Here is a 13,775-nt window from a genome sequence, read left to right as displayed (position 1 = left end):
CGGGGTCCCGCCGCTTGGCGGCGGGGCGGTACGCTAGAGCGTGTAGCCCGCCTGGACGGCTTCCTGGCGGAACATGGCGACCGTCTCGAGCGACAGGGCCTCGAGGTCCTTGCCGCCCATCTCCATCTTCTTCAGCACGTCGGGCGTCGAGGTGACGATGTGGCAGCCGCAGGCTTCGGCCTGATAGATGTTCAGGGCCTCGCGGACGCTGGCCCACAGCACTTCCGCCTTCGGGCGGGAGGCCGCCATGGCGACGGCGGCGCGCATGATCGGCATCGGGTCGACGCCGGTGTCCGCGATGCGGCCGGCGAAGACGGAGACGATCGCCGGGGTCTGGGGATCGAGCGCCTCGAGGGTGGCCGCGACCTGGGGCAGGGTGAGGATCGCCGTCACGTTCACCTTCACGCCGTCGTGCGACAGGCGGCGCACGATGGGCAGGGTGCTCTCGCCGCGCGTATTGGTGATGGGGATCTTGATGAAGATGTTATCGCCCCAGCTGGCGATCTTCCGCGCCTGGCGCTCCATCTCCTCGAGCTCGTCGGAGAACACCTCGAACGAGATCGGCATGTCGGTGATCTGCGCGAGCAGCTCCTTGGCGAAGCCCTCGTAATCGGTGACCTGCGCCTTGCGCATCAGGGTCGGGTTCGTGGTGAAGCCGGTCACCCGGCCTTCGTCGTGGAGGCGCACGAAATCGGCGACGCTCGCGCCATCGGCGAAGATCTTGATGCCGGCGGGACCGCACGGGGTCACCGTGGCCATCGCAGTCGTGGTCTGAATCATCATCTACCCGTCCCCGAAAGTCGCGTGGAAATACGGGGCTTTGATGATGAAGAAAAGTCTGCGAACAGTGTTGTTCGCGCGTTGATTGTACTCAAATTGGGGCGCGCTTCTCTCAAGTTGATCGCTAGCGCCGTGTTTTCCACTGATTGGTGTATCGACTTAACTAAAGGTTGCAGTGCAGCATAGTGAGGCTTGAAGCCGCTAGGCTGCGAAACTGCTCGGGAGATCAAGGCCTTGGACTGGTCCGAAGCTGGTCGCCGCCGTCCCCAGGCGGCTGCGCAGCGGGTGCGACAATGCGCCTGACGCCCGCAAGCGGCCTCCTTCTACGAGGCTGAGCCGGACGGAAGGCGAGCCGGTGGCTCTGCGATGTAGCCCACGGGCCGGCGCCAGAGCAGCTTGCCCAAACCATGCGCCATCAGCTGACGTCCCGCGATGCGCCGGGTCGATCCGAACTCCCACGTGGCCGTGGCGAGGACCAGACCGACCGCCAGCTGCAGCAGACCCTTGGCCATCAGGCTCAGCCAGACACGGCCGGGATGCGGCGCCACGTCGAGATAGATCGTGACGTAGTGCTGCGCTTCGCGCTGGGTGCGGATCAGCCGGTAGGCCGTCGACGTTCGATGCGGCAGGACCGTCTCGGTGACCACGGCCCGGGACGCCCAGACGATGCGGCGGCCCGAGCGGTGGAGCCGGACGAACATCTCAAAGTCCTCGCCGCCGGCGTCGCCGAACTCGGGACGCATGGCTGGAGCGCCGTCGGGGAAGCAGCGGGCCATGTCGAACAGGGAATTGCCCGTGCCCAGGCCATGCTGCGGCTTGCCGCGGGCGTCCAGCAGCGGAATGTCGGCGCCATCGGGCAGACGGAGGTCCCGCATGAAGCCCGTTCCCGCCGGATCATAGGGCGGGGGCGCCTCGGCGAACACCGCAAGCCGGGGACCGACGGCGACATCGGCGCCGGTGCGACGAAGGGCGCCCACCAGCTCGTCCGTCCACGCGGGATCGGCCACCTCGTCATCGTCGATCAGGGCGACCAGCGGGGCGGCCGCCTCGGAGAAACCGCGGTTGCGCAGCACGGACATGTTGCGTGTGGTCTCGGTGACATACCGCACCGGGACGGCCGTCTCCGTCGCGAGCTGGGCGACCACGGCCGCAGCGCTGCCCGACGGATGATTGTCGACCACCACCACTTCGAAGCGCAGGCCCAGCGCGTTCCGCTGCGCCAGACAGGAGCGGAGGGTGCGGGCGAGCAGCTCGGGCCGGTCGTAGGTGCAGATCGCGATCGTGAGGTCGACGGGGCCGCTCACGCCGCCCGCTCGTCGATGAAGCCGATCGGGGCGCGCCAGGTCAGCTTGCCGAGCCCCTTGGCCATGCCGATCCGATGCCGGTACGAGCGTTCGCCCAGCCACTCGCCCGATCCGGCGAAGAGCAGGGCGTGCACCGCCCACTGGGCCATCCCGAGCGCGGTGATCTTGAGCCGCGTGAGTGTCGGCGTCGGGCTCGTGGCGATCCGGCAGGTGGCGTAGTGCTGCGAGCCCCGCTTCATCCGGGTCAGGATGTAGCCGGGGGTGGACCGAGTGCGCTCCATGTACTCCCGGACGATCGCGGTCGGACACCACACGAAGCGCCGGCCCTCGAGCGCCAGGCGGAAGAGCAGGTGGGTGTCCTCGCCGTTGGCGTCCCCGAAAGCGACGCTGAACGGTTCCGGTCCCTGCAGGCAGGTCGCGACCCGGAAGATGGCGTTGCCGCTGCCCAGTCCCTTGCCCCGTCGCCGCAGGCGACCGAACATCACGAGCTCGGTGTCTGGCGGCTCCCGGAAGTCGCAGGTGAAGTTCCAGGCTTCGGGGTCCCAGGCCGGCGGCGCGCCCGCCTCGAACTCCGGCAGCTTCGGCCCGAACGCGGCGTCGGCTCCGGTGCGGTCCAGGCAGGCGACCAGCTCGTTCAGCCAGCCGGGCTGCGGCGCTTCGTCGTCGTCGATGAAGGCGACGTAGCGGCCGTGCGCGGCCTTGATGCCGAGGTTGCGCACGATGGAGATGTTGCGTCGCGCATCGTGCAGGTAGCGCAGGCGCCGACCGGAATGGGCAGCCAGCTCGGCGACGAGCGCCTCCGCCAGCCGGTCCGGGTGATTGTCGACGACGATAATCTCGTGCCGAACCTGGCCGGCTACGTCGTCGCCAAGCGCCGCGCGCAGGGTCCGCTCCAGCAGGTGAACCCGGTCGTAGCTCAGGATCACGACGCTCGCGTCGAGCTCGGCGCCGTTCATTGCCCGGTCCCCCGCAGGACCGCCGGTAGGGTGCGGACCAGGATCTTGATGTCGAGCCACAGGGACCAGCGCTCGATGTACTCGAGGTCGAGGCGCACCCAGTCGTCGTAGTCGTTGATCCGGTGACGGCCCTCCACCTGCCAGAGGCACGTGATGCCGGGCTTCACCGCCAATTTCCGCTTCTGGTACTCGGTGAACCGCTCGAACTCATGGACCCGCGGCGCGCGCGGTCCGACCAGCGAGAGATCCCCCTTCAGCACGCTCCACAACTGGGGCAGTTCGTCGATGCTGTACTTGCGCAGGAAGCGGCCGAGCGGGGTGATCCGCGGGTCGTTGGTGACCTTGAAGGCCGGTCCTCGCATCTCGTTGCGGGATTGCAGGGTCGCCTCCATGTCGGCGGCGCCCGCCTGCATGCTGCGGAATTTGTAGCCACGAAAGCGGCGGCCGCCTTCTCCCACCCAATCGCAGGGATGGAAGACCGGCCCCCGCGACGTCGCCTTGACGAGGATCGCCACCAGCAGCAGCAGCGGGCTCAGGAGGACCAGGCCCACGGCCGCCCCGACGACGTCGATCGCCCGCTTGGCGGCCCGAGCGAGCCTGCTGCGCCGTGGCCCTGCGGGGCCCACGCCGGCCATGGCCTCGTCGTCTGTCTCGCCGCCGTTAGGCATTTGTCCGCAAGTCGCTTCTAAGGTTTGATCGATCCCCCATGCCGGAAGTCCGTCCCGCGAGCAATCAGTCCCCAAGCGACGTGCGGTTCGCCGGCGTGCGGTTCACGCCGCTTGGGATGGAGGAGGCGGCCGCCGCGCTCGCGGCGCGGCCGGCCGGGGCGCCCTTCGCCTACTATGTGACGCCCAACGTGCAGCACATCGACCTCCACCGCGCAGACCCCGCCTTCGCCGATGCGTATGAGCAGGCGCTGATCAGCACCAACGACAGCCGCATCCTGCACCGGGTGGCCAAATGGGCCGGGCTCGAGCTGAAGTTCGCCGCAGGCTCGCACGTGACCCGCGAGCTGCTGGAGGCGTACATCCGTCCGGGGGACCGGCTCACCCTGGTGGGCGGCACGCCCGAGATGGCCGCCGCCCTGCGCGAGCGCTACGGCTTGCGCGCGCTGGTCCAGCACATTCCGCCGATGGGTTTCATCCACGATCCAAAGGCCGTCCGGGAGGCTGTCGATTTCGTCGCCGCCCACCCGGCGAGGTTCGTCTTCGTCGCCATGGGCCCGCCGCAGTCGGAGCTGTTCTGTCGGGAAGTCCGTCGGGACGGCCGCGCCACGGGACTGGGCCTTTGCATCGGCAGCTCGATCATGGTGCTGAGCGGCGCCTACCGGGCGGCGCCGCAGTGGGCCGAAGCCTCGGGCCTCGTCTGGCTCTACCGCCTGACGCAGGAGCCGCGGCGGCTCTGGCGGCGCTATCTCGTGCAGAACTTGCCAACGCTGGCGTTCTGTCTCGCCGAAGCGGCCGCGACGCGACTGAAGGGGAGGCGGTCCGCTGTCCGCGGCTGAGGACCTCCGCCTTCGCGCCTGGCAGGCCTCGTTGGAGGCCGCCCAGGCCGCGCGCGCCGTGCAGCTGGAGCGGCTCACCCAGCGCTGGTCCGCGGCCGTGCTGGTGCTGACGCTGCTCTACATCTTCATCGGCCCAACGCCCTTCTCCCGCGAGATCGCGCTGGACGCCGCGACCGGCGCCGCAACGGTCTCGCCCGTCAACCGCTTCATCTGGATCGGGCTGCTCGCCCTGGCCGCGCCGCTCCTTTGGATCAGGCGGGCGGAGTTTCCTGCGGCGCTTGGGCGGCTCGCGCCGCTGATCCTGCTGTTCGGCTGGTTCTGGCTGACCACGTTGTGGGCCATCGATCCCGGCGTCGCGAGCCGTCGCTTCATCCTCTATGTCGTCGCGCTCGGGGTCAGCCTGGCGGTCGCCCTGGGACTAGGCGGGCTGCGCCGCATGCACGCAGTGCTGGCTCTGGCGTGTGGGATCATGGTCGCGATCGACCTCGTGAGCACGGCCGCGGCGCCCGGCCTCTCGATGACCCCCTTCGGGCTGGCGGCGATACACAACCACAAGAACACGCTGGGCGCGGCCATGCTGTTCTCGTGCATCGTGCTAGGGCCCTTCGCCCTGGCCCGCGAAACCTGGGGCCAGCGTCTGGGATGGGGCGCTCTCTTCCTGGGCGCGGTCGGCCTGCTGATCGCCAGCCAGTCCAAGACCAGCATCGCGCTGCTCGCCGTCACCGTCGCGACCGCGCCGGTGCTTCTGGTGCTGCTCCGTGCGCGGGTGGTCGTCTTCTACGCCGTCCTGGCGGGTCTCGGCCTGGCCGTGCTGGCCGCGCTGCTGGGGTGGCTCGCCTGGTGCACCTACATGGCGCGCGACCCGATGGCGCCGCTCCAGGGCATCACCTTCACCCGCCGGACGGAGGTCTGGGCCTTCGTGTTCAGCCAGATCGTCAAGCACCCGATCATCGGCTCCGGCTTCGGGTCGTTCTGGGACATCGATCCCCGGCTGCAGCCCAGCCTGCAGTCGAACCTCTGGTTCGCGCAGTCCGACGCCTTCACCAACCAGGCCCATAACGGCTACCTCGATCTGCTCGCGACTACCGGACTGGTGGGCCTGACGGGCGGGCTGATCCTCCTGATCCGCTGGGTGGTGCGCGGCCTCGGCCTCATCCGCGGCGACCTCGGACGAGCCGATGCACGCGCGGACCGCGCGCATTTCGCCGCGGCCGCCGCGCTTGGCCTCTTCCCGCTGGTCCTGTTCGGCCACAATTGGATGGAGAGCAGCTACTTCACCGCCAACGCCATGTTCGGCACGATCATCCTGCTGGTGGCGGTGCAGCTGGAACTGGAGGGCCTGTCTGTAACGGGCGCCGCCCGCTCAGGCCGCGCGTCGCCGCGCCGCTAGGGCGGAGGCCAGCACCGCCCCCATGGCGGCGAGGTCCACGACCTGACCGGCCGCCATGCCCCAGATCGCGCCGGTGGGGCCGAGGGCATGGCTGAGACCAAGCACGGCGGTCGCCGCGATCGCGGCGGCGGCGGCGTTGGCGAGGGCCAGCGGTCGAAAGGCCTTCAAAGCCTGCAGCGCCGGATTGAGCACCGACTGCGCCAGGCTGAGCGCGGAGCTTACGCCCCACAGCAAGGCCACCCCTCCGAGGTCCATGTAGCGGCCGCCGAACGCCGCCTGGGCAAGCACCGGCCAAGCGCCGGCGACCACGGCGGTCCAGACCGCGGCGATGGTCAGTCCGCCGACCATGGCGATCAGGATGAGACGCCGGAAACCGGACCAGTCCGCAGCGTCACGCCGCGCGGCGAGATCGGCGCGGCCCACCATGCCCCACGCCAGGCCCATCAAAGGGACGGGGCGCAGGAGGAGCTGGGCCGCCGCGAGCCCAGCCAGCGTCTCCGCGCCGAAGCGGGCGGCCACGACGAAGGCGTAGAAGCGGGTCAGGAGTTCTGCCGCGGAGACCCCCAACAGCACCCAGCCGGTGCGCCGGGCGTAGCCCGCGTAGGCGGAGAGGGGAGGCAGTTCGCCTCGCAGCTGGCCGCGGCAAAGCACCAGGGCGCCGCCCAGGCCCACGATCCCGTAAGCGGCCCCGAGCAGCCAAAGGAAGGCGTCCAGATCGGGGGAGGCGCCGCTCGCCCACAGGACCAGTCCGCACAGCACGGCGGCGACAAGCACCAGGCCCGTCTGCAGGGCGGCGGCGAGCGGATGTCCGCGCGAGAAGGTCAGAGCGCGAACGTACTGCTGCAGCAGGAAGGCGGGCAGGTAGAACGCCGCCGCGGGCGACCGGAGGGCTGATGTGGCGGGCAGCAGGGCGACGGCGGCGAGGGCGCCCAGCGCCGTGAGGACGAGGAGCGCGGCGGTCGCCAGATGCATCAGCCGCTCGGTGTCGCGCCGGTGCGGAGCCTGGCCCGGACCGGGGGCGAGCACCTGCAGGTGGCACACGCTCACGGCGTTCTGCACGCTCGACAGCACGAAGGCGCAGCTCGCCCAGAAGACGAATGCGCCGAAGACCTCCGGCGCCGCCACGCGCGCGAGCAGCAGGCTGACCCCGAGGTTGGTCAGAGACCACAGCGCCTGCTCGACGGCCGAGGCGGCGTAGCGCCTCATGCGGCGTGGCGGCCCGCGGCCTCAGGGCACATCGCGGCTGAGCTCGTAGTTCATCGAGAACGGCAGGCTGTTGGTGATGTACTGCCGGACGATGCGGTTGACCTCGGCCACCGCGCTGCGCGGCACGAACACGACGTCGCCGGGCAGGAGCCGCAGGTCGGAGCCGTCGGCCCCGCGCAGGGCCGCATTGGCGTCGAAGGTGCGCATCAGGACGCGGGTGTCGCCGGTGCGCTTGCGCAGGACCACGATCTTGCGCGTCCGGGCCGTGTCGAGGAAGCCGCCGGATTCCATGATGGCCTGGATCGCCGTCATCTCGCCGCGGATGTTGCGCGCCCCGGGCTCGCGGACCTCGCCGCCCACGTACACCTGTCCGGCCGCATAGTTGTAGATGAGGGTGTTCACCTGAGGATTGCGCAGCACCCCGGCATAGATCTGCGACAGCTTGGCGTCGGCCTGGCGCACGGTGAGCCCGGAGAGCTTGACGCTCGAGATCAGCGGGAACACCGCGCTGCCGTCCGGCCCAACGGTCACCTGCGCGTTGAGGTCAGGGTTCACCAGGAAGCGCACGCCGAGTTCGTCGCCGGCGCCGATCCGGTATTCGAAGTCCTCGGCGCGCCAGGTCTCGTCGACGAGGGCGGAGAGGGGCGGATTGTCCCCGGTCTGCGGCGGGGTCGCGCATCCCGACGACACGATGGCCGCGCCCAGCACGACGGCGACGACCCGCTTCAACTTGCCTGAGGCCATACTGTGGACACGTTCCCGATGGCCGCTTCCCTTGGGCGGGCGCTGAGTCGACGGCCGAGTCTATGGATTTACGTCTGCCGACCGCTACTCAAATTTTGTTAAGCGAATCTGCCCTCACTCCTGGAGGGTTTGGGCCGCCGCGGCCCGGACCGCCAGCAAGGCCAGTTCGTGAGTCCTGAGAGCGGCACCGTTGATCGCCGGTTGACCGGCACGCCGCCCGCACGTCCGGTCGGCGCCTTCACCCTGCGCGATCTCCTGCGGCCTGTCTTCTTCTTCCGCCGCCGGGTGCTTGCCGCCTTCCTCATCCCCTTCCTGTTCGCGCTGGCGGTGGCGCTGGTGACGCCGCCCGTCTACGTGGCGCAGTCCAGACTGCTGATCCTGCTCGGCGACGACTACGTGTTCCGCAGTCCGCTCGGCGGAGCCGTGCCGGGACTGAGCTTCGACCGCAGCCAGATCGTCAACGCCGAGACCGAAATCCTGCGCTCGCGCGAGGTGGCCCAGCAGGTGGTCGAGGCGCTCGGCCCCGGACGGATGTACCCCGGGACGTTCGCCGACGCCGCGGGCGTGGACGCCGCCGTGAAGCGGTTCCAGGCGGACCTCACGATCGAGGACATCGGCCAATCCAACGTCGTGAAACTGTCCTATCGAAACGGCAACCGCGACATCGCGGTCCGCGCCCTGGCGAAGCTGACGGAAATCTACCTTGAACGCCGCCGTTCGGTCTTCGAGCAGGCGGACCAATCGTCCATCCAGCAGCAGACCGACGGCGTGAAGCGTCAGCTGGCCGAGGTCGAGGGCCAGATCGCGGCGTTCTCAACGCGTAACGCCTTCGCCGACTACGATCTCGAGGTCCGGTCCGTGCAGACCCAGCAGGCGGCGCTCCTCGCCCAGCTGGAGAGTCTCAATCAGGAGGTCGCGGTGCGCGAGGGCCGGGTCGCAGCCCTCGAGGCGCGCAAGGCGGTCACGGCGCCCGAGCTCGAACAGAGCACGGACCTCGGCCGCTCTCAGAGCCTGGACGCGCTGACCCAGTCGCTGATGACGCTGAGGGCGCAGCGACGGGAAGCCGCTGCCGCCTACGTGGAGGGCAACGCCCTCGTGGCCGACCTCGACAGGCGAATCCGCAATGTGGAGGCCGAGATCGCGGCGGCGCCGAAGGAGCAGGTCACCAACGTCCGGCGGGCGGTGAACCCGGTCTATCAGCAGCTTCTCTCGCAGCTGGAGGACGCCCGTGCCGACGCCGGCGGGTTCCGGCGCGGGCGGGCAAACACGCTCGAGGCGCTCCGGCGCACCAACGAGGCGCTCGACCGCCTGGTGCAGATCGGGCCGGAGTACAGGGACCTCGTCCGCACGCGCACCCTGCTGGAGAGCGCGATGTCGGAGCTCACGAAACGGGCCCAGGACCTGCAGCTCACCCAGGCTGTCTCTCCGTCCCAGGCCAACGTCCGCGTGCTCGAGGCGGCCCAGGCGCCGCTGGAAAGCCATTCCGGGCGCATGCTGCTCGTCGTGGGGGGCTTCGTGGTCGGGCTGGTCAGCGCCGGCGCCGTCCTCCTGTTCTCCATCGCCGTCTTCGAGGGCATGCTGACGCCGCGCGAGGCCGAGGAGAAGCTCCTGGTGCCGGTGCTCCTCTCGCCGCTGCTGCAGCCCGGCCGGCCGCTGGAGCCGGCGGTGGCTGGCGTGCCCCAGGCGCGCTTCGCCGACGCCGACGACATGCAGGCGCTCGTGCTGCTGCTGGAGGAAGAGGGCCGCCCGCGGCGTAGCATGATGTTCATCGGCCCCGACGATGGCGTGGGCGTCACCAACCTGCTCATCGACCTGGGACTGGCGAGGGCGCGCGAAGGGGTGCGCACCCTCCTGCTCGACCTGGAGCCGCTCGAAGGCCGAGCCGCCGCCGATCTCCTGCGCGAACGCGGCGCGCTGCTGCATGTGGAGACCGGAGGCAGCTTCGCCCAAGTTGGCGCGTCCGGGCTCGATGTTCTGCTGCCCTATCCCGGGCCGAGGCCCAACCTCACCGAGGCCGAGTGGCGGATGCTGATGGACCAGGCGCGCAAGGAGTACGACCTGGTGCTGGTCGACGGCCCGCCCCTGTCGCGATCCTACATGTCGCTGTTCGCAGCCCCGGTTGTCGAGAGCATCGTCGCGGTGATCGCCGCCGAGAAGACCCGCGCCTCGGTCGCCCGCAACCTGATCGAGCGGATCCAGGCCGCCGGCGGGCCGGTGCTCGCCGCGATCCTGAACAAGCGCCGCTACCATCTGCCGGAGCCGCTCTACCGGCGGCTCTAGAGGCGCGGCCTCACCGGTCGCATTCGGCGCTCTGGGACGTCCGCGGCTGCGGGATGATGATGCCCGTGTCGGCGCCCGAACGGCCCGGCCGGATCTTCCAGGTTCCGTCGTCGATGTCGCCGCGCGGCACGCTGAAGATGTCGGCCAGCACGCGGATCTCGCCGCGTTCGAGCCGGCCGTGGCGCAGCGTCATGGGCGGAGAGATCTTGAAGGCGAGCGCCTCCGTCCGGCGGCGGTCGGGTTCGGTGGGGCGCCCTCGTGGGTCGAACAGGGTCACCCGCGGCACCGCCGGGCCGGAGAGGCCGTCCGGCCCGCCGTTGCGCACGGTGTAGACGACCATCACCAGCTCGTCGCCGCGCTCGGCGCAGTAGGGCGGCTGCCCGCTCAGGCCGGCGCCGCGATAGACCGCCCGCACATCGTAGACGAGGCCGCCATAGCGGAGCGAACCGATGGGCGGGGCGGCGGCCTGGAGTTGCCCTCCGGCGGCGACGATGGCGGCGGCGACCCCCACGAGCGTGGGCATCTTGGGTAACTCCGGGCTTCCGTGCGGGCGGCGCGTGAGCCAAGAAGACGCCTCGGCTCAGCCTGTTGCGGCCGAACATCCGGAAGTTCGCCGCTGAAGTCCATGCACCCGATCGCCACACGCCTGTCCGCCGCCGCCCGAAAGCGCCGGGCGGGCCGGCTCCTGGACCTCATCGCTGAGATCGTCGCCGCGCGCGGCCGCTGCCGCATCATCGATCTCGGTGGCGAGGTCCGCTACTGGCAGGCCTTCGATCAGGCGAAGCTGAGGCTTCCGGGCGTCTCGATCCTCTGCGTCAACCTGCAGGCCCAGGTTTCGGAGGATCCGTTCATCGATGTCCTGCAGGGGGACGCCTGTCGGCTTCCGCAGTTCGAGGACGGCGCTTTCGACCTGGCGCATTCGAACTCGGTAATCGAGCATGTCGGCGAATGGTCGAACATGGAGGCCTTCGCAGGCGAGCTGCGGCGGCTTGCGCCGTTCTACTACGTGCAGACGCCGTACTTCTGGTTTCCTATCGAGCCGCATTTCCTCGCGCCGATCTTCCACTGGCTGCCGGAGCCGATGCGCATCCGTGCGATGCTGCGGCGGGGGCACGGCCATCATCCCCGCGAGACGACGGTCGCCGGGGCGGTGGCCGCCGTTCGCTCGGCGCGTTTGCTGGACAAGACCGCCTTCCGGTCACTCTTCCCCGACGCCGACCACGAGGACGAGCGCGTCCTGGGCCTGGTGAAGTCGCTCATCGCGGTGCGCGGCGGCTAGGGCGGCTGCCTGGGTTTCGTGAGGGTCGTCAGGCGGGCGAAAGCCGCTCAAGGACCCCGCGCGCGATCACCACCTGTTCGTCGGTCGGGATCACCAGGACCTGCACGCCGCTGTCCGGCCTGCTGATGGACCGGGCGCCGGCCTCGTTTGCGGCGTCGTCGAGCCGCACCCCAAGCCACCCGCTCAACTCCGCCACACGGCGGCGGATCGCGGGGGCGTTCTCGCCGACGCCGGCCGTGAAGACGAGGGTATCGAGCCCGCCCAGCGCGGCCGTCAGCGAGCCGATCTCCCGCGCCAGCCGATACGTGTAGACGTCCAGCGCCTCGCGGGCGTGCGGGTGGTCGCTCGCCAGGAGGGCGACCATGTCGCCGGTGAGGCCGGAGAGGCCGAGGAGACCCGAGCGGTGGTAAAGCAGGTCTGTGACCTGGTCGACGCTCAGGCCCTTGGCCTGCAGCAGATGCAGCACGACGCCGGGGTCCAATGCGCCGCTCCGCGTGCTCATCGGCGGCCCGTCGAGTGCGGAGAACCCCATGGTGGTCGCGACGCTTCGCCCGTTCTGCAGCGCGCAGAGCGACACGCCGCTTCCCAGATGCAGGACGATGGCTCGCCCGCCCGCGGCAGCGCCCATCGCTGATCGGAGCTGGTCGGCGATGTAGGCGTAGGACAGCCCGTGGAAGCCATAGGCCAGGACGCCTTCCTCTGCGAGGCTGCGAGGCAGGCCGTACAGCCGGGCCGTGCGCGGCTGGTCGGCATGGAAGGCGGTGTCAAAGACCCCGACCTGGATCGCGGCAGGATAGCGCGCCGCAGCGCGTGAGCACGCCCGCAGATTGAAGGGCTGATGAAGCGGCGCAAGCGCCGAGAGCCGGGCGAGCTCGTCCACCACCTCGGGCGTCAGGACGATGGGGCGTCGGAACGCCAGGCCGCCATGCACGATCCGGTGGCCGACCGCTTGCAGGTCATGGTCCCAGCCGCTCGCCGTCAGCCATTCGAAGAGCCGTTCGAGCGCCGCGTCGAACGCACTGACGTCGGACCAGGGTTCGTCGGCGAGCACCGTGGCGCCGGCGCGGGCGCGGAACCTGGCCGCTCCGCCGAGCCCGGAAACCTGTCCGGCCAGCAGGAGCGGGAGCTCCGCGGCGCTGCCGTAGACGCCGAACTTCAGACTGGAAGAGCCGGCGTTCAGGGTCAGCAGGCGCCCTGGGCTCATCGTGCGTACTTGCTCGGACGGTGCTGCGCCACCAGCATCGCCAGGGCGCAGGAGGCGAGGCGCGAGGCCTCGGGATCCGAGCGGCTGGTCAGCATGATCGGCACCCTGCCGCCCATGACGATACCTGCCGATTGCGCGTGGGAGAGGTAGGAGAGCTGCTTCGCCAGCATGTTGCCGGACTCGATGTCCGGAACCACGAGGATGTCGGCCCGGCCGGCGACCGGCGATGCAATGCCCTTGGTCCGCGCGGCGGCCTCCGAGATGGCGTTGTCGAAGGCGAGAGGTCCTTCGAGGACCCCTCCGACGATTTGGCCCCGGTCGGACATCTTGCACAGCGCGGCGGCGTGGATGGTGGACGGCATCTTGGGATGAACCGTCTCGACGGCCGAGAGCAGCGCCACCTTCGGTTCGGATATCCCCATCGCCAGTGCGCAGTCGATGGCGTTCTGGACGATGTCCCGCAGCACCATCAGGTCGGGTGCGATGTTGAGCGCAGCGTCGGTGATCAGGAGCGGACGCGGGAAGTCCGGAACGTCGAGGACGAAGACATGGCTCATCCGTCGATCGGTCCGGAGACCCGACGCGGGCGCGACGACAGCTTCCATCAGCTCGTCGGTGTGCAGGGCGCCCTTCATGATCGCGGCCGTCTCGCCGGCGGCGGCGAGGGCGCAGGCGCGTGTCGCCGCTTCGTGGCTGTGTTCGACATCGATCAGCCGGAAGGGCGCGATGTCTATGGCCGCCGCCGCGGCCGCGTCGCGCACGCGCGGAGCGGGGCCCAGGAGGATGGGCTCGATCAGTCCGCGTTCGGCGGCCTGCACCGCCGCGCCCAGCGAGAGCGCGTCCACCGGATGGACGACGGCCGTCCTCAAGGGCGGCTGCCCCCGCACCAGCCCCAGGAGACGCTGGAGTTGAGCTCCATCCTCTTGCGCGGCAGGCGGGCCATTCATGTGCGGATCCTCGCAGGCTCGGGGCTAGGTGTTGAGGCTCATGGCGTCACGTCGGTTCGGGCCCGATGGCCCGGGCCGGACCGCCTGGATCCAACGTTCGGGCGCATGACGCACGTAGCAGTCCAGGACGGCGCCTCTCAAGACGGCGGCGCTCAGCGTCTCGCATCTCGTCGAGCCCGGG

General features: G+C 70.0%; 13 protein-coding genes. 4 read left to right on the top strand and 9 right to left on the bottom strand.

Features of this window, described 5'->3' with window-relative positions:
• Positions 1-33: 33 nt before the first annotated feature.
• The 4 genes from ACO2Q0_RS04460 to ACO2Q0_RS04445 form a co-directional block, all read right to left on the bottom strand.
• Positions 34-783 (bottom strand): transaldolase, encoded by a 750-nt coding sequence (locus ACO2Q0_RS04460; RefSeq protein WP_423350270.1) that lies wholly within the window; start codon positions 781-783, stop codon positions 34-36.
• Between the two features lie 320 nt (positions 784-1,103).
• On the bottom strand, positions 1,104-2,084 hold the full coding sequence (locus tag ACO2Q0_RS04455; protein ID WP_423350269.1) for a glycosyltransferase family 2 protein: 981 nt from the start codon (positions 2,082-2,084) through the stop codon (positions 1,104-1,106).
• On the bottom strand, positions 2,081-3,040 hold the full coding sequence (locus tag ACO2Q0_RS04450; RefSeq protein ID WP_423350268.1) for a glycosyltransferase: 960 nt from the start codon (positions 3,038-3,040) through the stop codon (positions 2,081-2,083). The genes ACO2Q0_RS04455 and ACO2Q0_RS04450 overlap by 4 nt, the downstream gene beginning before the upstream one ends.
• On the bottom strand, positions 3,037-3,708 hold the full coding sequence (locus tag ACO2Q0_RS04445) for a sugar transferase (protein ID WP_423350267.1): 672 nt from the start codon (positions 3,706-3,708) through the stop codon (positions 3,037-3,039). The genes ACO2Q0_RS04450 and ACO2Q0_RS04445 overlap by 4 nt, the downstream gene beginning before the upstream one ends.
• A 38-nt stretch (positions 3,709-3,746) precedes the next feature.
• Between ACO2Q0_RS04445 and ACO2Q0_RS04440 the strand changes: the two genes are divergently transcribed.
• Positions 3,747-4,544 (top strand): WecB/TagA/CpsF family glycosyltransferase, encoded by a 798-nt coding sequence (locus ACO2Q0_RS04440; protein WP_423350266.1) that lies wholly within the window; start codon positions 3,747-3,749, stop codon positions 4,542-4,544.
• 31 nt (positions 4,545-4,575) lie between these two features.
• A complete protein-coding gene (locus ACO2Q0_RS04435; protein WP_423350265.1) occupies positions 4,576-5,934 on the top strand; it encodes an O-antigen ligase family protein in 1,359 nt (452 codons plus the stop codon).
• Here the strand turns inward: ACO2Q0_RS04435 and ACO2Q0_RS04430 are convergent.
• Complete coding sequence (locus ACO2Q0_RS04430) at positions 5,908-7,140, bottom strand: hypothetical protein (RefSeq protein WP_423350264.1); 1,233 nt, start codon at positions 7,138-7,140, stop codon at positions 5,908-5,910. The genes ACO2Q0_RS04435 and ACO2Q0_RS04430 overlap by 27 nt on opposite strands.
• A 21-nt stretch (positions 7,141-7,161) precedes the next feature.
• The gene (locus ACO2Q0_RS04425; protein ID WP_423350263.1) at positions 7,162-7,884 is read right to left on the bottom strand and encodes a polysaccharide biosynthesis/export family protein; all 723 of its coding nucleotides are present in this window, start codon (positions 7,882-7,884) and stop codon (positions 7,162-7,164) included.
• A gap of 168 nt (positions 7,885-8,052) precedes the next feature.
• Here ACO2Q0_RS04425 and ACO2Q0_RS04420 point away from each other — a divergent pair, with 168 nt between their 5' ends.
• Positions 8,053-10,164, top strand: coding sequence for a GumC family protein (locus ACO2Q0_RS04420; RefSeq protein ID WP_423350262.1), 2,112 nt, complete (start codon positions 8,053-8,055; stop codon positions 10,162-10,164).
• Positions 10,165-10,174: 10 nt separating this feature from the next.
• Here the strand turns inward: ACO2Q0_RS04420 and ACO2Q0_RS04415 are convergent, their stop codons facing one another.
• Positions 10,175-10,687 carry a hypothetical protein gene (locus ACO2Q0_RS04415; RefSeq protein WP_423350261.1) on the bottom strand — a complete coding sequence of 171 codons (513 nt, stop codon included), beginning with the start codon at positions 10,685-10,687 and terminating at the stop codon, positions 10,175-10,177.
• Between the two features lie 102 nt (positions 10,688-10,789).
• Between ACO2Q0_RS04415 and ACO2Q0_RS04410 the strand changes: the two genes are divergently transcribed.
• Positions 10,790-11,443, top strand: coding sequence for a class I SAM-dependent methyltransferase (locus ACO2Q0_RS04410; RefSeq protein ID WP_423350260.1), 654 nt, complete (start codon positions 10,790-10,792; stop codon positions 11,441-11,443).
• Positions 11,444-11,471: 28 nt separating this feature from the next.
• Here ACO2Q0_RS04410 and ACO2Q0_RS04405 read toward each other — a convergent pair whose 3' ends face one another.
• Both ACO2Q0_RS04405 and ACO2Q0_RS04400 read right to left on the bottom strand, forming a co-directional pair.
• Positions 11,472-12,647, bottom strand: a complete 1,176-nt coding sequence (locus tag ACO2Q0_RS04405) for an acetate/propionate family kinase (protein ID WP_423350259.1) — start codon at positions 12,645-12,647, stop codon at positions 11,472-11,474.
• On the bottom strand, positions 12,644-13,594 hold the full coding sequence (locus ACO2Q0_RS04400; RefSeq protein ID WP_423350258.1) for a bifunctional enoyl-CoA hydratase/phosphate acetyltransferase: 951 nt from the start codon (positions 13,592-13,594) through the stop codon (positions 12,644-12,646). The genes ACO2Q0_RS04405 and ACO2Q0_RS04400 overlap by 4 nt, the downstream gene beginning before the upstream one ends.
• Positions 13,595-13,775 lie beyond the last annotated feature (181 nt).

Origin of the sequence: Phenylobacterium sp. VNQ135, from assembly GCF_049445735.1 — a bacterium.
Lineage (GTDB): Bacteria > Pseudomonadota > Alphaproteobacteria > Caulobacterales > Caulobacteraceae > Phenylobacterium.
The sequence above is the reverse complement of the archived record's forward strand: the minus strand, read 5'-3'. Positions and strand labels throughout refer to the sequence as shown.